A 17935-nucleotide genomic window follows, 5' to 3' on the forward strand; every position below is an offset into this window, starting at 1 on the left:
CCCATCACGACCGTCGGGCTCAAGCGAACAGCTCATCGAGCCAATCGTAGAGGACTTGGCACGCGAGCGCGACGTTGTTCTGTTGGCAATGAGCGTCGGCTCCCTCCGCGACGGTGAACAGCCGTTTGGAGACATCGCCGGACACCCGATCGCAGAAGAGATCGGCCTGCCGCAACGCCTCCTCCCCTTCCCCCTCGCCGATCATCGCAAGACAGGGAACGTCGATGGCACCGAGGTGTTCCTCCACGCGGTAGGCGTTGAGCTTCTCGAGCGCCTCGAAATAGGTCTCCGCGCCGTACTTCTTGCAAAGCGAGAGCAACGCCCACTTCTCGTGAGGCGGGAGAATGTCGTCGGGAACCTCCGGCACCTCCGCGACGCGAATGTCCTCGTCTTCCCCTTCCTCGGGCTTGGTCCAGCTTCCCAAGTAGGTCGCCCAGTCGACGATGGGCGAGTTGGCGACCAGGGCCTTGATCCGCTTCTCGAAACAGGCCGCGCGAGCACAGAGATGCCCTCCGAAACTGATCCCGTAGAGGGCCAGTCGATCGGCGTCGACCTCGGGTCGCGCGAGCGTCCAATCGATCACCGCCCTGATCGGGACTTCGTAGTCGTGGCGAAACGCGGTGTCGGGATGGAGCCGGCGCAATCCCGTCTGTCCCGGCCCGTCGAACAGCAACACGTTGTAGCCGCGCTCGACGCCCGCGAGGCCGTTCATGAAGTAGAGCTCTTCGGAGGTCCCGTCGTAGCCGCTGAACGTCACGATCGTCTTGCGCGGCGCCGGGTCTCCGGCCGGCTGAATGAAGTAGCCGCACAGGGGCGTCTCGAACGGGATCTCGATCACTTCCGCCTCGAGCGGCAAGAGTGGCAACGCCTGCCCGAAGACCTCGCGTGCCGCCAACCCGAGGTCGCGTTGTTTCGGAGACGCGATCGGGGCGTAGTACTCGGCGGTTCGGTAATAGTTCGAGGCCCGCATCAACTGGTCGCGGGCGCTGACGTGATGCCCCCTGTCAAAGCATTCGCGCGCCACTCGCAGCGTGTTGTCGGCGAGTTGCTCCCACGAAACGACCCAGCTCTCGGGATCGGGCTCCTCGATCGTCAGCGTCGCCGCGAGACACTCCCCCACCGTGGCACCACCGTAGGAAGAGATCCCCATGGTGCGCAGCAATTGAAAATCGAACTCGCCGTGCTCGAATCCACGAATCCGGCAGGCACTACGTGTCACTTCCCCCATGGTTTTCCCTCACGTCCAGGTTTGATTCCGTGGCGTGTTCCTCGGCGGTCCCCACTCGACGATCGAGATGGGTCACGCAGACGAACTCCGCGAAGAAGAAGAAAATCGTGCTCGCGTAGTAGGCCCATACCATCATGGCGATGAAGGCCCCAACAACGCCGTAGGCACTGTACTTGTCGCCGATGACGAACCAAGCCAGGACCTCGCGACCGAGTTCCCAGGTCAACGCCGCCATGATCGCCCCGAGCCAGACGTCACGCCAAGGTACCGAGACCCGCGGCATGGTGCGATAAAGAGTCCCAAAGATGCCGACGTAGATGCCGAACGTCACCAACGTTTGCGCCAACTGCGGCAAGTACGCGTGCACGATCCATCCCGACACCCACGTCCGAAACGCGGACATCACCAGTCCCATGGCGAACATCGTCACGACGAGCATCCAAAGTCCGGCGATGAGCAACAGGAACCGCAGCCCGCGCGAGACGATGAATTCGCGAACCATCCGGATCATCCCCATGTCGGTGGGGCGTTTGACGTCCCAGATTCGGTCGAACGAGGACTGCAAATGGAGGAACATCCCGATGATATTCAACAGCAGGATCCCCAATCCGAGGAGCCCTCCCACGCCCGCGTTGGCTCGCACCTGACCGAGCAGGTTCGCAATCTGCTCGGACAAGCCCTTGGCGAAGTAGTCCGAGAGCGAGGAAATGACCAGTTGGTACTGATCCGAAGCCGAGTCGGAGAAGCTGACAATCAAACCGAACATCGCGATCACGATGATCAGCAATGGAAAGAAGGAGAATGCGATCCAGTAGGCCATGCTCGCCGCCATCATGCTGCCGTAGTCGTCCATCCATTTGTTGACCGTCCGCCAAAGGCGCACCAACAACTCATCCTTCAACCACTGCCGCATGCTCATGGACCTCTCGACTCGTCAGGCGGTCGTACGCAAAGAGACTTCGCAGGCATCTTAGGGAAGACTCACGCGGCATCGAGGCGCGAGCAATTCAGACGAGAATCATTCGTGGGTGAGCCATGGGAAAGAAGGAGCATCGGAGCGGGACACTGCCGGGGTGATGCGTCGGGAACGACGCGTCTTGATTGAACTTCCGACACGTCCGCCTGGGGGGTAAACCCCGACCCCGCGACTGGGTCTTGATGCGGGCAAGGGAAGCCGCCTCTTCGTGGTCAGACACTCCGCTCCGGGCGTTGCCGGAACGGTGGACGCGGCGACTTGCGATCGCTTCGCTCGGCCGCGACCGTTCCCGCCAGCATCCCCGCCGCGAGCATCGCGACCTGGGGATCGGCATCGTCTTGGTCCACCGGCGCGATCGCTCGGGCAATGGCCTCGATCTCGGCGTCGAAGGAAGTCCCGGAACCGTCGAGCGACGTCGAATCGTTCGCTTCCGGCGCCGTCGCGGCCTCCCCGGACGTTCCGTCGGCCTCTTCATCGCTCGCGTCGCCGATCAAGCCGGCGAGTCCCTGAAGAACCGTCGCGATCCCATGGGTCTTCGGCGAGTAGATCGCCCCCACCGAGGCCGCCAACTGACCGATCCCGTCGCGGGTCGCGGGTAGACTCTCCAGCCCGATCCTCCCCAGGGTGGCGTCGATCAACGAGCCACGTTGGATGCTGCTGAAGACCTCGTCGACGATCGAATCCTCGCCGAGTAGTCCGCCGAACGTCGGGAAGTCGGTTCGGTTGCGCCCAATGTCGGCTCCCGCCGTCGATGGTCCCGACTCGAGCGTCCCGAAGCCGGAGACACTGGTCGTGTTGAGCAACAGCGTGCTGGCGAACTCGCTAGTCGTCCTCAGTAGAGAGAGCCCACCGAAGAGGAGACTGAACGGCCCCCCACCGCTGGAGACGAAACCGCCATCGCCCTGTGGGTTCGCCGGGGCGGGGTTGCTCGGGCTGGGCGTCGGCAGAACGTCGTCGAAGTCGATCACCAGGGCGAGCTGATTGCTCGCGCCGAAGGTGCCGTTGGGAAGCGATCCACCGAGCAAGGTCGTCGAGACCGTCCCGTCGCTGACGAGATTGATCCCGCCCCGATAGGAGGTTCCGTCGCCGACCAATGTCAACTGATAGTCACCCGCCAAGGAGTTGGGGATGACCCAAAGTTCGTTCTCCCCGTCGCCGGAGTAGTAGGCTCCGGGAATCTCGTTGAAGGATTGGCCGTCCGCGGCGCCGATCCGCCGACCGTTGCTGTCGGTGAGCGTCGCCCCCACGGGGTCGAACCAGACGATCAGGAACTGTCCCTGGAGCTCCGAGAGCGGTCCGAGAATCGATTCGATTTCCGCGATCACCAGGTTGTTGATCTGCTGGAGAAGTGGATCGATGCCCGAGAGAGCGCCCGTCGCCTCGAGGCCGACCGATTGGGCATCCCCAAGGGGAGTATCGGTCAAAACCTTTTGGCTCACCGAACCGTCGCTCCCAAAGAGCATCGCCCCGACCTGGTTGGTCGCATCGCTGGCCCCATGGACGAGGAGTTTGAAGTCGAGATCGGGCTCGACGGAATCGCCGTCGACGCGCGTCAGCCCTCCCGTCGCCACCAATTCGCCGTCGGGACTCAAGGGAACGATGGCCAAGGAGAGTCCGCTCGCGGGATCGTCGAGGAAGATCGCGCCGTCGACCTCGATCACCTGGGCGCCGCCGTCGAGTTCATAGCCGACCCGCCCCCCCTTGAGGCCGTTCGAGGGAATCTCGAAGAGGAAGCGAGCATCGTGTCCCCAGAGGACCACGAATTCGCTCCCCTGGAAACCGAGACTCTCGAAGGTCGCCGCCAGATTCCCTTGGAAGATGTCGATGAGTCGCTGGCTGACGACATTGGCGATCACCGCCGAGTCGGCTCCCGCGTTGGCGGCAATCTCATTCCGCATCGCCGCGAGCAGGTCGTCGGCCAAATTGCTGCTCAGGACGCTCGACACCGCCTGATCGACGTCACTGGTCAACTGACTGACGACGGCGTCCAGAGCGGCCAAGTTGCGCGCGATGACCTCCGGGTTGATGCCGCTGGCCCCCTCGGTGAGAGCGACGTCCAACTCCGCGAGGTAGCTCCCATTCTCAAGGCCCGCCCCGTCGAACGTCTCGATTCCGGTGATGGTCAACCGATAGCGTCCCAGCGCGAACTCGGTCCCCGCCGCGGGAACGAGAATGACGCGATCGCCATCCTGGCTGTAGAGCGGCGACGACAGCTCGACGGGAACCCACTGGCTGCCGCCCCCCGGTTGCTCGACGAGTCGCTCGAGAAGATAGTTCGAAAGGTCGGTCGCGGTCGCGGGATCAATATCGAGATCGCCCCGGCCATCGATCGCGAGCGTGTAGCCGACGTTCCCTCGATCGGAAACGCGGAGCGTCACCACGTTCGTCGCCGCGTCGTATCGGAACTGATCGTTTCGCAGGGCGACCCGTTCACCATTGGATCTGGTCAGCTCGTAGTTGAGTGCCCGAAGCGCCTCATCCTCGTCGAGCGAACGATCGAAGTGGAGCGTGAAGAGAACTTCGCCGTCGACAGCGCTCGCTTGAGCCTCGACGAGGGCCGGGCCATCGGGACTCATCCCCTCCTGCTCGACGCCGATCGTCGCGGAAACGCTCCCCCCGGAAAGTGACGGGAAGGAGACTTCGAGGTCCCCGTCCCGCGAGTAATTGCCGTCGCTGTCCTTGATGCCGAGGGCATCGTCAAAGTTGACGTAGAGGTGGGTGGGCAACTGATCGAGCCGAGGCCCGGCGATTAGTACCGACTCGATGCCGATCGTCGCTTTCTCGAAGAAGAACGAAATGCTCGATGGGGATCCCAGCGGATTGCCCGCACGGTCGGTCACCATGCTTGGCTCGACCTCCAAGCGGTAGGATCCGCTCGGGAACCCGTTCTCGCCCAGAAAGGCCTCGACGACCCACTGATCGGCGTCAACCATGGCGACGGAAAGAGCGACGCTCGCGTCAAACTCGTTGCCCGACGCGTCGGTCCCGACGAGGTTCAGCGAACCAAAGTCGGGCGGCGACACCACTTCGTCGAACGTGAGGAAGTAGCGAATGCCGGCCGCGACTCCATCCTCGACGAGTTGTTCGGCTCGCTGCTCCACTACCTCCGGTCCGGATTGGTCGATCTCCAGGAGGACCTCGCCGGTCAGCAGTTCATTGCCGACCGGATCGACGATCCGGGCCCGGACGCGCGCCGGACCATCGGTCAATGGCTGCGTCGCGGTGACATCGATCACCGTTCGCGTTCCCGCCAGGGAGACCGTCGCGGCGCCATTGGCGAAACCGCCGTCGCCATCGGTGTCGAGTTGCACCCTCACGTCGCCGCTGGCGAGGGCCCCGGCGGAAAGGACGAGCCGGAAGGTCGGCGTCGCGTCATTGATCAAGGGGCGGCCATCGTCGGTCATCGGTCCGTCACTCGCCAACAACTCGAACGAGGCGACTTGGAGCGCCAAGCGATTGATCGTGTAGGCGTCGGGAAGCAGGCCACTTGCCGGAGCCATGAGGTTTCCTGCGAGATCCTTGATCCGCGTCGTCGCCGATGCCGGCCGCAGGCCCAACGTCCCGACTCCACCAATGTTCCCGATCGTGACGCGGTAGGTATCTTGATCGACGGCGGTGACGCCCACGATCGACGCGATCGCCGATCCCGTCGAAACCACCTCGAAAGCTCGGGCGTCGACTCCGGTGACTTCCTTGGAGAACTGGACGACGAAGTCGAGCGTTTCGCCATCGGCGTTCGAGGAGCGACGGGTGATGGACTCCAACGTCGGCGGAGTCAAGTCGACGAGAATTCGCGGGCCGGTCAGGCTGCCATTGAGGGCTCCCGCGAGAGCTTGGGAGAAACTGTCGACGATCGAGTCGTTGTCGTTCAGGCGCAAGCGAAGCTCTCCCGTCCCCGCGAGGTCGGCGAGTTCGACCACGTAGCTCATGCCCGAAGGATCGTTGGAGGTGACGCTGGCGATGCGTCCCGTCGCGGTTCCCGTTCGAACCAGCGAAAAGTCGCTCACGTCGACACCAACCACCGGCGCCGAGAAGTTGACCACGGCGCGAGCCGAGCTGGAGTTGAGTGTCCGGCTACTGTTGACGATCGAACTGACCGTCGGTGGCGGGGGGAGCACGACAAGCGGATCGATGATGATCGCGACGTCGTTGCCATCGCCGGCTTGGTAGTCGAGCGTGTACTTGTAGAGTCCCAACGGATCGACCACCGGAACCCCTTGAAGGTATCCGTTGAACTGGCCGATGACGGGACTCGAGCCCGTGTTCTGGATGAAAATCAGCGTTTCCGGTTGCGAGGGCGTGAATCCCAGTTGGGGAATGAGGCTCGCGCCGACGAGGTTGACACTGGTCGAGGCGACCAAGAGATCGTGGTCCACGGGGGTCGGCCCATGGAGATCGACCTTCAGCACGCCGACGGCAAGATTGAGGACGTCGGTCGTATGCGTTCCGAGCGGCGAAGCGGCGCTGGCCTCTCCGGGGGAGAGATACCCTCCGACGATGCTCGTCGCTCCGGAGACCGTCCCGTCGCCGGTGAGAGCCGCGCCCAGGTTAACCGTCACGTTTCCCGTGTGCGTTCGATCAAGTTGAAGCACGCCGGCGCCGACCTGAATCGTACCGACGCTGTTGGTCGAAGGTGAAAGAGTGAGGGTCCCGTCACCGATCTTACGGAGCGTTTCGGTCGCGGTGGCATCGAGGTCGCCAGCGAAGGTGGCGTTGTTGTAGAGACTAACGTCGACCGTCAGCATCGTCCCCAACTCGAGGGTGACCACGCTGTCGAGCGATCCGTGAAGCGAACCGATCGTCTCGCTCGTCCGTACGACCAAATTCCCGTCCTGGTGGACGATGACCGTGCCGACATCGCCGATCGCATCCCCGGCATCGACGACGAGCGTGCCTTCGGCAATGATCGTCGCCCCGGCGTAGAGGTGGTTCGTGTCGAAGACGAGCGTTCCATTCCCCGTCTTGACGACATCCCCCGAACCGCTGATCTCGTGGCTGAACGATTCCTCGAGGCTGCCGTCGAAGTCGAAGACCAAGAAGGCGTATCGGTTGGTTTCCGAATCACTTTGGAGGACCACATCGGTGGCGATGCTGTCGACATCTCCTTCCAGCACTCCGTCGAGCACGTTGATCGCGCCCGAGAAAGTGTTGATTCCGTCGAGTTCCAGTCGATCATCGCCATCCTTGACCAATCCCCCGGACCCACTGCCGTCAAGGATGGCCCCGTCGATGTCGACGGGACGATTCGCGGTGATGTAGAGATCGGTGTCGAGATGGACGTCGCCACGAACGAACAGGTCACCATCGGGTTGACTGTTGTTCACGACCATCGTCCCCGCGACGGACGCATTTAGATCCAGGGAGGATTCGAAGACAACGTCGCCGCGATTGGCCGAGGTCAGTTCGATCCCGTGACAGTCGGCGAAATCGATCGAGCCACCATACCCGAGGGCGTCGCCGGTGATCTGATAGGTGTTGGTGGAGTCGTTGCGGAAGCGCATCCCGCCGATGTTGAGACTCGAGGAACCGATGTCGACCACGAAGCTCCAGGCCGTCTCGTCGAACACCGCCACATCGGCCGCGCCGGGAGTGGTTCCGCCGGACCAGTTACCGGGATGGAAGAAGTCGGAACTGACGTTCCCTCTCCAGAACACCTCGTTGGGATTGGCGACGATCGCCGGAACGATCCGTTGCTCGAGGATCTCGAAGCTGGCCACGTGGGCGACGACATGGTCATCACTCACGCGATGGCTCAGCCGCCGTGAGGCGTCCGGAACGATGCTCAGAGGGATCACCACGTTGCCACTCCCATGTCGTATCGGCGACGTCCGGAAAGATACGGCACCAGGAAGTTCTCGCGAAAGCGGGAACTCCGGGCGGCTTCTTTTCGGTGCGAGTGATCCGTATCGCCGCTGGCGCGAAGGATGGAATGGAGGGACGAACCCTCATCTCCCCCGCGTCTGGGGATCCTTCCCGCGCGTAAGGTCGTCGGATCTGCCGCCGAAATCCCTGTCGGCAAAGCCTTGTTTCGAGTCGTGCCGAGTCCGCGGGGCACCGCGAAAGGGAAATCCCCGCCGCTGGTCCTGGAGGGAACGAACCCGGTCCCTTGTTCCAAGTATACACTATCGTCGCAACGTCTCGAAGCTCCGACGACCGCACGCTTAATACGATTCTCCCTCATGAACCGGACAACTCAACTTCGGAAAATCGTTCAAGTTGTCCGATTCACTTGATGCACGCGGAGACTCCTTGATCGAGGCAATTTGGGCCAGCGGGGCTGCCTGAAGCAATTCCGTCATCGACTGAAGCATCACCGAGTGTGCCCGGCAGGTCGCGTGCCCCATGAATCACCCGCGACCGCTCGATCCCGTTGGGAACAGGAGGTAGGATCCCACCAAACTTTGCCGACGTTCCTCTGGCAACTCCTTCGGAATGTTCACTCACACGGAGCACTCAGCGGAGATGATGCGAGAAACGTGCATCGCTCAGCAATTCGGTCCAGGACTCGATCGGCGCCACGTCGCCAGCTTGACTCGACCGCCAGGCTTCGCGAAGTTTCTCGATCATCTCCGGCGACAGCTTGCTGGGCGGGACAAGGCAAGGTTCTGGATCCCCGCTTCGATCACCTCCTGAGGGGTCCGATACGCTCCTAGGGCGATCAGGTGTTCGATCCGCTCGGCGCTCTCCTTGCTCAAGTCGACGTTCATCGGAACCTCCGTGGGAGGAAAGACACCATCCGCCTTTCGAATGGCTGTCTCCCTCTCTCCTCTTTTGTAACATAAACCTCTTCGGCCCAAACGAGTTACCAGTCTTCTCGGGAGAAGTGAACGATGAGCGGTGTTGACGATCAAACGCCGTCGAATGCCGACCAAGGCGCGCGGTCGCCGGCCAACGAACCCTCGACGCCGCCACCGGGCAAGAACGAGTTCCGGGGAGGCGCCGCGAAGCGCTTCTTCGAACGCCGCGAGAAGCGCAAGGAACAGGCCGATCCCAACGACGAAGCCGCCAAGGCCGAGGACGAGGCCAAGTACCTTCAAAGCTACAATGCCGAGCCCGAGAAGGAGGAGCTCGCCGACGACGTCGCCAAGGCCCGCGGCAAGGAACTCAAAGCCGCCCGAGGCCGCAAACTCGTCCGCCTGCTCGACGAGGATATCGACGACGAGCTCGACGAGGCCTTCTCCTCCTTCAACCCCGACGCGATCATGACCTCCGAGCCGCCCGCCGGCGCCGACGCCTCGGACGACGACGCCAGCGGTAGCTCCGGAAAGCGGACCGTCCGCGTCCTCTCCGTGCGCGGCGAGAGTGTCTTCGTCGACATCGGGCAAAAGAGCGAGGGCGTGATCCCGACCATTCAGTTTCAAGACAAAGTCCCGAACGAAGGCGACTTGATCGAGGTCCTCGTCGATGACCTGGGGACCGAATCGGTCAGCGTTCGCCTGCCCGGTTCGATCCAGGAAGCCGATTGGAGCCAAATCGAACGGGGATCGATCCTCGATGTCCTCGTCAAGAAGGTCAACAAGGGCGGCCTCGAAATCAGCGCCGGGGGAATTCGCGGCTTCATGCCCGCCGGCCAAGTCGACATCGATCACATTGAGGACTTCTCGACTCTCGTCGGACGAAGTTTGCGGTGCCTGATCACCGATGCCAACCGCGGGGAAAAGAACCTCGTCGTCAGCCACAAGGCCTTTCAGCTCAAGGAGCGGGAGGAGAAGGCTCGGGAACTCCTCGCGACCCTCGAGGTCGGGCAGAAGGTCTCCGGCATCGTCAAACGCATCATGGAGTTCGGCGCCTTCGTCGACATTGGCGGCATCGAGGGCCTCGCTCACATCAGCGAGATGAGCTGGAAGAAGATCAAGCACCCCTCCGAGCTCGTCATCGCCGGCCAGGAAGTCAAAGTGGTCGTGCTGAGCATCGATCCAGAAACCCGCCGCATCGGCTTGGGACTCAAGCAGCTCACCGACAATCCCTGGAATCACGTCTCGACGAACTACTTCCCGGGAAGCACTGTTGCGGGGCGGGTCACGCGTCTAATGGAGTTCGGCGCGTTCGTGGAACTCGAGCCGGGGATCGAGGGGTTGATCCATATCTCCGAACTCTCGCCCAATCGCGTGCGCCGCGTCGCCGACATCGTTGGCGAAGGGCAAGAAGTCGAGGTGAAGATCCTCGATGTCGATGCCGAGAACCGACGCATCTCCCTCTCGATCAAGCAGGTCAAGGCGGAGGCCGACGAGGAAGAAGCGATCGAGGAGGAAGAGGTCAAACCGCTGATCCGCAAGTCGAACGAACCCCTCAAGGGTGGTTTGGGCGGCAACTCCGGCCCCCTGTTCGGCTAGCTTCGAGCGGGTCTCGCCCGAATCGATCGACCGTCGATCGGCACGAATCACGCTCCTCATCCTTGACAGAGGCGCTGCCGAACTAGAGGTTGGCAGATACTTGCCGGTCAAGGCGGGCAACTTGAGACTTCTCGTCTCGAGCGCATTAGGCAAACGGGGGAGGGAAACGTGACGAGCAACCACTCGAAAGAACGCTGGGGCATCACTCTACTTGTCGGCGTGTCGTTGGCGTCTTTCGCCACTGCGGACGCGAAGGAGCCTCCGCTCAAACGCCCCAATGTCGTCCTCTTTCTCGTCGATGATCTCGGCTGGTCCGATGTCGGTTGCTACGGCAGCAAGTTCCACGAATCGCCCAACATCGACCGCTTCGCCAAGGCGGGCATGCAGTTCTGGGATGCCTACGCCGCGTGCCCGGTTTGTTCGCCGACCCGGGCGAGCATCATGTCGGGCAAGTACCCGGCGACCCTCGGCCTGACGGACTTCATCCCGGGTCATCAGCGTCCCTGGGCGAAGCTCAACGTCCCGCCCAACGCTCCCAACCTTCCGTTGGAAGAAGTCACGATCGCCGAAGCTCTCAAGACGGTCGGCTACACCACGGGCTACTTCGGCAAGTGGCATCTCGGCGGGCCGACGCACTATCCTCCTCAACAGGGGTTCGACGAGTCGATCGTCACCAGCGGTCGTCACTTCGCCCCGAAGTTTCGCACCGCGCCGAAGGTCGACGTTCCAAAGAACGCATCGCTGGCGGAATTCCTGACCGAGAAGAGCGAAGGGTTCATGGAGAAGAATCGCGAGAAACCCTTCTTCCTCTTCGTGGCGCACTACCTGGTACACATTCCTCTCGAAGCGAGAGCCGAGAACATCTCCAAGTATGAAGCGAAACCGAAGCCGCCCGAAGGAATCAACCACCCGGTCTACGCCGCGATGGTCCAAGAGGTTGACGAGAGCTTCGGACGCATCCTTGGCAAACTCAAAGAACTGGGACTTTCGGAAAACACGGTCGTCATCTTCACTTCCGACAATGGCGGTCTGACGCGTCGCTTTGACGGGGGCGGCGAGGCCGTCACCACTAATGCTCCCCTTCGCGACGAGAAGGGCTCGCTCTACGAAGGGGGGATTCGCGTCCCACTACTCGTCGATTGGAAGGGGCACATTCCCGCCGGGAGCGAGAGTCGCGTTCCGGTCTCGACCGTCGATCTGTTGCCGACGATCGTCGACTTGGCCGGGGTTCCGAAACCGGAGCGTCCCCACGTCGATGGAGTTAGTCTCGTCCCGATTCTCGAAGGCGGCAAGTCGCTCGATCGCGCGGCGATCTATTGGCACTACCCGCACTACCACCACTCGACTCCCGCCAGCGCGATCCGCGCCGGGGACTACAAGCTCCTGGAGTTCTTCGAGGACGGCCACCGCGAACTCTACAACCTCAAGAGCGACATCGGCGAATCCAACGACCTGGCCAGCGCGAAACCTCAGAAGACGACCGAACTAGCCGCCCAGCTCGATCAGTGGAGGAAGAAAGTCGGCGCGAAGTTGCCAACCGCCAACCCGAACCACGATCCCGAGCGGGCGTCGCAGTGGTCGCGACGTTATGGTGAGAAACGGCCGCGGAAAGCCAAAGCCGGCAAGTCAGCGACGTCGCCAAACTCCAACCCGACGCCTCCGCGTTGACCCGGCTCGGCTCGCTACCAACCCCAGGTTCCAGGCGCGCCCTTGAAGGGGCCGACGATGTCGTCGGTGATCCATCCGCCGTAGAAGTTTCCTTCCTGGACGCGAACAACCTCGCCGTCGATGGTGCATTGGTCCATGGGCCCTGGATAGAACGCGATGTGGTCCTTGAGATCGGCGTAGCGTTCCACCGGCTTCGGATAGGCCCACGCCGCCTGTGCCGCGATCCGGCTTCCGACCGCGACGTCGTAGTAGCGGGCCTCCCCTTTCCACTCGCAGTGAGTTTGGTGAGTGCTGGCGACCAGATGATCGACGCGGATATCCTCCGGGGGAAGGTAGATATTCGGCGGATGACTCGTTTCCAACACGCGCAGGGCTCGGGTCGAGTCCGCGAGAACGACACCGCCAAAGACGATACGGACTCTCTTGCTCATCCTCTCCATCGCGGGAGGACGGGGGTAGTCCCATACCGACTCTTGGCCGGGACCAGGCTCGATTCGTTCCGCTCGCGACACGTTGATTGTCACTCCTTCGAAAACCGCACGCTCATCCACCACCATATCGCCTTACTCTAGCGAGGCTGTCGAGAAGCAATCCCAGGATGAGTCGACGATGCTGGGAGACGTAGCGGTTGACCACTCGTCAAAGGGAGGCCTCCTCGGCAACGCCATCATCAAGCCATGCGGTCGGCACTTTCCACGGTGACAATGGTCCGAGCGTCCTCGTGCGACCGCTCCATGACGCGCCGGCGACGAGGGAGAACAACTCAGAGAAACACGAAGACTTCAAAAGAATTCGTTCAAGATTGGCCCATCCGATCGCGCGCACTTTCCCTCGATAGGATGTAGACTAAAACGCACGCAGGATGCTCCCGGCAGAACGTTTGATCCCATCGACCCATTCGTGCCGGAAGGACGGAGTAGAAGAACGAATGCCCAAACTCGCTCTCGAAAATGTTTGCGAAGGAATGCACGCCCGGATCGATGTCTGTGACGCCACGGGGAGGCTCCTGGTCCCCGCCGGGACGTCGCTGACGTCGAACCACCTCAGCATTCTCCGCAAGTGGGGTGTGCTCGAAGTCGAGATCGGCGGCGACTCCGATGACGTCGACCAACACTGTCTCGCGGTAACGCCGGAGATCGCGGCCCACGCGGCGAAACTCACCGAGTGGGCCTTCCAGCACGTCCCGAGCGATCATCCGCTCATCGTCGTGCTTCGCGCCGAGGCCACCGCTCGCGTCACGGACCAACTCTTGGAGGAGACACTTGATGGTTGCTAGTCCAGGTGAACTAGCACGCGGAGTCAACTCCCTAAGCACGCTCCCGGATATCTTCGCTCGCTTGAGTGAGGAGATCTCCAACCCCGGAAGCTCCGCGACCGACTTGGCTCAGATCGTCAGCGAAGATACCGCTCTGGCCGGGAAGCTCTTAAAGCTGGCCAATAGCGCCTTCTACGGCTTTCCGCGACGCATCGACACGATCACCCACGCGGTCGCGATCGTCGGCATGGGACAACTTCAGCAACTAACGCTCGCCATCTCCGTGGTCCGCGCCTTCAAGGACGTGCCGCCGAACTTGATCGAGATGGAATCGTTCTGGAAACACAGCTTCGCGTGCGCCCTGTTGGCCCGCGTGATCGGCCAACAAGGGCGATATCCCGATCCCGAACGTCTCTTCGTCGCGGGACTCCTGCACGACGTCGGCCGACTCGTCCTGTTCATGAAGGAACCGGCCGAGTGCATGAGGCTGATCCAGCACTGTCGGGAGACGGGGACTCTTCTGGTCGACGCCGAGAGCGAGGCTTTCGGCTATCACCACGGCGATGTCGGCAAGGCTCTTCTCGAACTTTGGAAGGTGCCGGCCGTTCATCTGGAAGTCGCCGCGCTGCACCACACGCCACTCGACGCTCGGCAGTTCTCCCAGGAAGCGCGAACGGTCCATGTCGCCGACGTGATGGCCAACGCGCTGCGGTTCGGCAGCAGCGGCGAGGGACTCGTCCCTCACTTCGTTCCCGAGGCGTGGGATTCGCTGGGCATCCCCGCCGATCAAGTTCCGTCGTTGATCCAAGCCGCCGAGGATCAACTTTGGGTCACCATGCAAATCGTCGTCGAGGGAGTGGCGTGAATACTCCCCCTCCGGGGTCGTCCCCCAGCATCCCTGGAATGTCCATCGCCGAGATGCATCGGCGACACGCGGAGTCTCTCGAACGGATCGCGGAACTTAGCCAAGCCCCTTCCGCGAACCTCGACTACCCCGGACAGCGTCGCCGGATCCTGCGCGCCACACGCGACGCCCTCGGCCAACTGCTACCGCTCGAAACGATCGCGCTCTTTCTCGTCGACGAGGAATCGTTCGATTTCCTCCTGGATCAATGCGAACCGGAGGATTGCCGCAAGGAGCTTCAACTCGAGATTGACAGACAAATCGAGTCGGGAACCTTTGGGTGGGCCGTCAACAACGCCCATCCCGTCTTGGTCACCTCGACGCGGGCGTCCGGCCCCCTGTTGTTTCACGTCCTCGCGACCGAACAACGTGTCATCGGCATGTTCGTGGGCATCCTCGAGGAGTCGGCGCCACCGCTGCCTCGCGAATCGGAGGTGCTGATTTCCATCGCGATGCGGCAAACCGCGCAGCTTCTCGACAACGCCGCCATCCGGGAAAGTCTGCGCCAAGCCACCAGCGAGGTCGAGTCGATCGTCGCGGAGCGAACACGCACGCTCCGGGCGGCCAACGAACGACTGGAGGAAGCCGGCCGCGCCAAGACAGAGTATCTCGTCACCAAGATCCGCGAAATGCGAATGCCGCTCACCGCGATCACGGGATTCACCGAACTCCTGCTGGAAGACCCCTCGCTCGAGGCGATCTCGCCGGAACGTCGTCAAGATCTGCGGGTGGTCCTGCGCAACAGCAAGTGGCTGGGCGAGATCGTCGAGAACATCACGGAACTGGCGCGGATCGACGAACGCCGCTTCGAGCCGGTACGGCAACGCTGCTCCCCTGCGGAAATCGCCCAGGACGTCGTCAAGTCGATGTTGATCAAGGCGAACGAGAAGCGCATCTCCCTCACGGTCAGCGTCGGCGACGACACGCCACCACTCATCCACACCGACCCGCCGAAACTACGTCAGATTCTGGTCAACCTGATCAGCAACGGCATCAAATTTACCGAGGAAGGTCACGTCGAGCTTCAAGTCGCGCTCGGTAGGAGCGACGACATTTCGGTCGCCTTTCGTGTCGTGGACACTGGGGTCGGCATGACACCCGAAGAGTTGCGTGGAATCTTCGAGCCGTTCAGCCAAGCCAGCGAAGGGACCAGCGAACAGTTCGGCGGAACGGGCCTCGGGCTCACGATCAGCAAGCAACTGGCCGAGGACCTGGGAGGCTCGATCGTCGCGGAGAGCGAGGTGGGGCGTGGGAGCATCTTCACGCTCCACATTCCGATCAACCAGAAGGTCGCCGCCGTCAAGCAACCTGGCGGCACGTCACCAAACGGAGATCAGGACCTCGCGGAGATGGAACCCTCGCAGGAACTGCCAGCACTCGACTGCCGCGTTTTGCTGGCCGAGTACGGACACGATCATCAGCGATTGATCGCCTCGGTTCTCGAGAAGTTCGGAGCGACCCTGACGATCGTCAACAACGGCGCCGAAGCGATTCAGCTCGCCGAAGCGGCGCGGTCGGAGGGAGAATCCTTCGACTTCATCCTGCTCGACCTGCAAATGCCGATCATGGATGGCTACGAAGCGACCCGGCTGCTACGTGAACGGGGAATCGACTCCTCGATCATCGGCCTGGCCACCACCGACGGCGACGACGATTGGAAGAAGTGTGTCGACGCCGGCTGCAGTGGCTATGTCACCAAACCGATCGACCGCCAGGAGTTCCACGAGATCCTCGCGGCCCAGCTCGAACAACGCCGGGCCGCGCGGGAATCGTAACCGCCCGCTTCTCGCAACCGGCTGCTACCGGACCGGAGCGCGCCGACGCGGAGGCTTCTTCTTGGTCTTCGACGTCGGCGTTCCGTTGAGCACCACTTTCACCTTCTGGGTGGGAGTCGCCTTGAGGATCGCGATCGTCTTGCCGTTCTTCGTACCGGCACTGCAGTACATGTAGTCGACGTTGACCTTGCCGTCGGCGAGCTGCGCACAGACGTTGGCCAACTCACCCGGATGGTGCTTGACTTCGACGGCGATCACGTCGGTTTCCGAGAAGGGCGTATTGAGCTTGGAGAGCACATCGCGGGTCGACTCGACCGAGTCGACCACCAACCGCAAAACGCTGTGCTCCTTGCTATCCATCACCGTGAGGGCTCGGATGCTGACGCGTTCCTTGGCCAAGGCATTGCAAATACTCGAAAGTCGCCCCGGCTTGTTCTCGAGGAACGCGGTAAACTGGCGCAGCGTTTCCATGACTACTCCTATGAAGTGAACCTTACGGGGATCCTCCGGCAAACCACCCTTGAGGCCGGCACGGACTCCCTCTTGAAGTCTAAATCGAGTCCGAAACAGTTCAACAACCATTTCCACCAGCAACGTCTTGCCGTTGGCATTCCAGCCAATTATGTTCGGATGGAGTTCGACGCGCGGCACCCGTGTCGATCAACGCGGGAATGACCTATCGCGGTGCCATTCGACTTGGAAGGAACGTGGCCGAACGACGTGCTCCCATGCTCCCCGCGAGGGGAACATCGGGTCACCGGTCCGGCGGGATCAGCGGCGGATGCGACGCGGCGAGCCCCACGCTTCGCCTCGCTCAGAGACCGTTCTCCCCATGGCGCATCCCTCCAGATCGATGACGAGGATCGGAACGAATGGCGAAGCTGACCTTTCCGTACACGATGTACTGTCCGAGCTGCAAGGCTCCCCTGAAGATCAAGAGTCCCAAGTCGATCGGCAAGCGCATCCCCTGTCCGCGCTGCGACCGAAAGATTGACGTGGTCACCCCCGACGAGGATGGCAACATCCCCTACGGCGTGCAAGCCATGTCCGAGGACGCGGCCAACGAGGAGGAAGAGCGCAAGAAACAAGAACGGCGCGAGGAACGACGCCAGCACCGACTCGAACAGGAAGAGAAACGAAAGAAAGCTCGCAAAGCCGCCATCAAGCATTGGTCCGGAGTCCTGTGGCTCCTCCTGCTCCTTTCGGCGGGAATCGGCATCTTCGTCTACTTCGTCATCCTCAAGCCACCGCCCGAGGAGGAAGAGTCCAAAGAAGCCCGGCGGCCGGCAATCTACTGGGAGGCGGGCTCGGAGGTCGATGCCGACGTTCCCTTGTCGCGCGGCACCACCGCGACGTAGGGCTTGCCGAGCATCTTCTTGAAGACGATCAGCTCGCCCGCGTCATTGCCCTCGATGGCATGACCGACGAACTGAATCGCGTAGCCTCCGACAAAGAGGATCAGCGCCGTCAACCACCAGCCGGCGATCAGGAATCCCACCGCGATGATCGTCATCGGGATCCCCACCATGTGCAGCGCGAAGCTGACGGGGTCCTGATGACGTTCCATCCAGTTGCTCAGAATGCGTTTGACGATCTTCATCGGGACCTTCCTTGAGGAAACGTTGGGGCCGCGCGGCGACGCGTCGAGCCGACACGCCCTCGTCGGCCAAGCGGGACGTAGGACTCGACCCCGGTCACGTCACGATGCTCGTTGCGCCAAGGCCGCTTGAGTCGTTATACGCCTCGCCGCGTTTGACGGCCGGTCGCGGCGACGTCCCTTCCCCTCGTTGGCGATG

Annotated in this window: 13 protein-coding genes; 6 read left to right on the forward strand and 7 right to left on the reverse strand. The window is 62.1% G+C overall.

Going from position 1 to position 17935, the window contains the following annotated elements:
• Positions 1-19: 19 nt before the first annotated feature.
• From Pan216_RS24445 to Pan216_RS28605, 4 genes are all read right to left on the reverse strand, one after another.
• On the reverse strand, positions 20-1228 hold the full coding sequence (locus Pan216_RS24445) for an alpha/beta hydrolase family protein (protein WP_145262288.1): 1209 nt from the start codon (positions 1226-1228) through the stop codon (positions 20-22).
• Positions 1209-2147, reverse strand: coding sequence for a YihY/virulence factor BrkB family protein (locus Pan216_RS24450; RefSeq protein WP_145262290.1), 939 nt, complete (start codon positions 2145-2147; stop codon positions 1209-1211). Before Pan216_RS24450 ends, Pan216_RS24445 begins: the two co-directional genes overlap by 20 nt.
• A 269-nt stretch (positions 2148-2416) precedes the next feature.
• Positions 2417-8002 carry an autotransporter-associated beta strand repeat-containing protein gene (locus Pan216_RS24455; protein ID WP_145262292.1) on the reverse strand — a complete coding sequence of 1862 codons (5586 nt, stop codon included), beginning with the start codon at positions 8000-8002 and terminating at the stop codon, positions 2417-2419.
• A 765-nt stretch (positions 8003-8767) separates the two neighbouring features.
• Complete coding sequence (locus Pan216_RS28605) at positions 8768-8911, reverse strand: hypothetical protein (protein WP_419192939.1); 144 nt, start codon at positions 8909-8911, stop codon at positions 8768-8770.
• A 123-nt stretch (positions 8912-9034) separates the two neighbouring features.
• Between Pan216_RS28605 and Pan216_RS24460 the strand changes: the two genes are divergently transcribed.
• A complete protein-coding gene (locus Pan216_RS24460; RefSeq protein WP_145262294.1) occupies positions 9035-10537 on the forward strand; it encodes a 30S ribosomal protein S1 in 1503 nt (500 codons plus the stop codon).
• 168 nt (positions 10538-10705) lie between these two features.
• Positions 10706-12205, forward strand: coding sequence for a sulfatase (locus Pan216_RS24465; RefSeq protein WP_145262296.1), 1500 nt, complete (start codon positions 10706-10708; stop codon positions 12203-12205).
• 14 nt (positions 12206-12219) lie between these two features.
• On the opposite strand, the gene Pan216_RS24470 is transcribed toward Pan216_RS24465, so the two are convergent.
• Positions 12220-12717 (reverse strand): DUF427 domain-containing protein, encoded by a 498-nt coding sequence (locus Pan216_RS24470; protein ID WP_419192940.1) that lies wholly within the window; start codon positions 12715-12717, stop codon positions 12220-12222.
• Positions 12718-13133: 416 nt separating this feature from the next.
• Here Pan216_RS24470 and Pan216_RS24475 point away from each other — a divergent pair, with 416 nt between their 5' ends.
• From Pan216_RS24475 to Pan216_RS24485, 3 genes are read left to right on the forward strand one after another with little or no spacing between them, the layout of a single operon-like run.
• On the forward strand, positions 13134-13481 hold the full coding sequence (locus Pan216_RS24475) for a hypothetical protein (protein ID WP_145262300.1): 348 nt from the start codon (positions 13134-13136) through the stop codon (positions 13479-13481).
• Entirely contained in the window at positions 13471-14325 is an 855-nt protein-coding gene (locus tag Pan216_RS24480) for an HDOD domain-containing protein (RefSeq protein WP_145262302.1), read from the forward strand. The genes Pan216_RS24475 and Pan216_RS24480 overlap by 11 nt, the downstream gene beginning before the upstream one ends.
• On the forward strand, positions 14322-16139 hold the full coding sequence (locus Pan216_RS24485; protein WP_145262304.1) for an ATP-binding protein: 1818 nt from the start codon (positions 14322-14324) through the stop codon (positions 16137-16139). The genes Pan216_RS24480 and Pan216_RS24485 overlap by 4 nt, the downstream gene beginning before the upstream one ends.
• 24 nt (positions 16140-16163) lie before the next feature.
• Here Pan216_RS24485 and Pan216_RS24490 read toward each other — a convergent pair whose 3' ends face one another.
• On the reverse strand, positions 16164-16610 hold the full coding sequence (locus Pan216_RS24490) for an ACT domain-containing protein (RefSeq protein ID WP_419192941.1): 447 nt from the start codon (positions 16608-16610) through the stop codon (positions 16164-16166).
• A 401-nt stretch (positions 16611-17011) separates the two neighbouring features.
• Here Pan216_RS24490 and Pan216_RS24495 point away from each other — a divergent pair, with 401 nt between their 5' ends.
• Positions 17012-17497 carry a hypothetical protein gene (locus Pan216_RS24495; RefSeq protein ID WP_145262308.1) on the forward strand — a complete coding sequence of 162 codons (486 nt, stop codon included), beginning with the start codon at positions 17012-17014 and terminating at the stop codon, positions 17495-17497.
• On the opposite strand, the gene Pan216_RS24500 is transcribed toward Pan216_RS24495, so the two are convergent.
• Positions 17431-17739 carry an Mpo1-like protein gene (locus tag Pan216_RS24500; RefSeq protein WP_145262310.1) on the reverse strand — a complete coding sequence of 103 codons (309 nt, stop codon included), beginning with the start codon at positions 17737-17739 and terminating at the stop codon, positions 17431-17433. The two genes, Pan216_RS24495 and Pan216_RS24500, sit on opposite strands and share 67 nt — an antisense overlap.
• Positions 17740-17935: the final 196 nt, after the last annotated feature.

It is taken from the genome of Kolteria novifilia (assembly GCA_007748055.1).
GTDB lineage: Bacteria > Planctomycetota > Planctomycetia > Kolteriales > Kolteriaceae > Kolteria > Kolteria novifilia.

What these genes read in the sequence shown, in the direction of transcription:
- Pan216_RS24445 (WP_145262288.1), bottom strand. Translation starts at nt 1,228, where the DNA reads ATGGGGGAAGTGACACGTAGTGCCTGCCGGATTCGTGGATTCGAGCAC.
- Pan216_RS24450 (WP_145262290.1), bottom strand. Translation starts at nt 2,147, where the DNA reads ATGAGCATGCGGCAGTGGTTGAAGGATGAGTTGTTGGTGCGCCTTTGG.
- Pan216_RS28605 (WP_419192939.1), bottom strand. Translation starts at nt 8,911, where the DNA reads ATGAACGTCGACTTGAGCAAGGAGAGCGCCGAGCGGATCGAACACCTG.
- Pan216_RS24460 (WP_145262294.1), top strand. Translation starts at nt 9,035, where the DNA reads ATGAGCGGTGTTGACGATCAAACGCCGTCGAATGCCGACCAAGGCGCG.
- Pan216_RS24475 (WP_145262300.1), top strand. Translation starts at nt 13,134, where the DNA reads ATGCCCAAACTCGCTCTCGAAAATGTTTGCGAAGGAATGCACGCCCGG.
- Pan216_RS24480 (WP_145262302.1), top strand. Translation starts at nt 13,471, where the DNA reads ATGGTTGCTAGTCCAGGTGAACTAGCACGCGGAGTCAACTCCCTAAGC.
- Pan216_RS24490 (WP_419192941.1), bottom strand. Translation starts at nt 16,610, where the DNA reads ATGGAAACGCTGCGCCAGTTTACCGCGTTCCTCGAGAACAAGCCGGGG.
- Pan216_RS24495 (WP_145262308.1), top strand. Translation starts at nt 17,012, where the DNA reads ATGGCGAAGCTGACCTTTCCGTACACGATGTACTGTCCGAGCTGCAAG.
- Pan216_RS24500 (WP_145262310.1), bottom strand. Translation starts at nt 17,739, where the DNA reads ATGAAGATCGTCAAACGCATTCTGAGCAACTGGATGGAACGTCATCAG.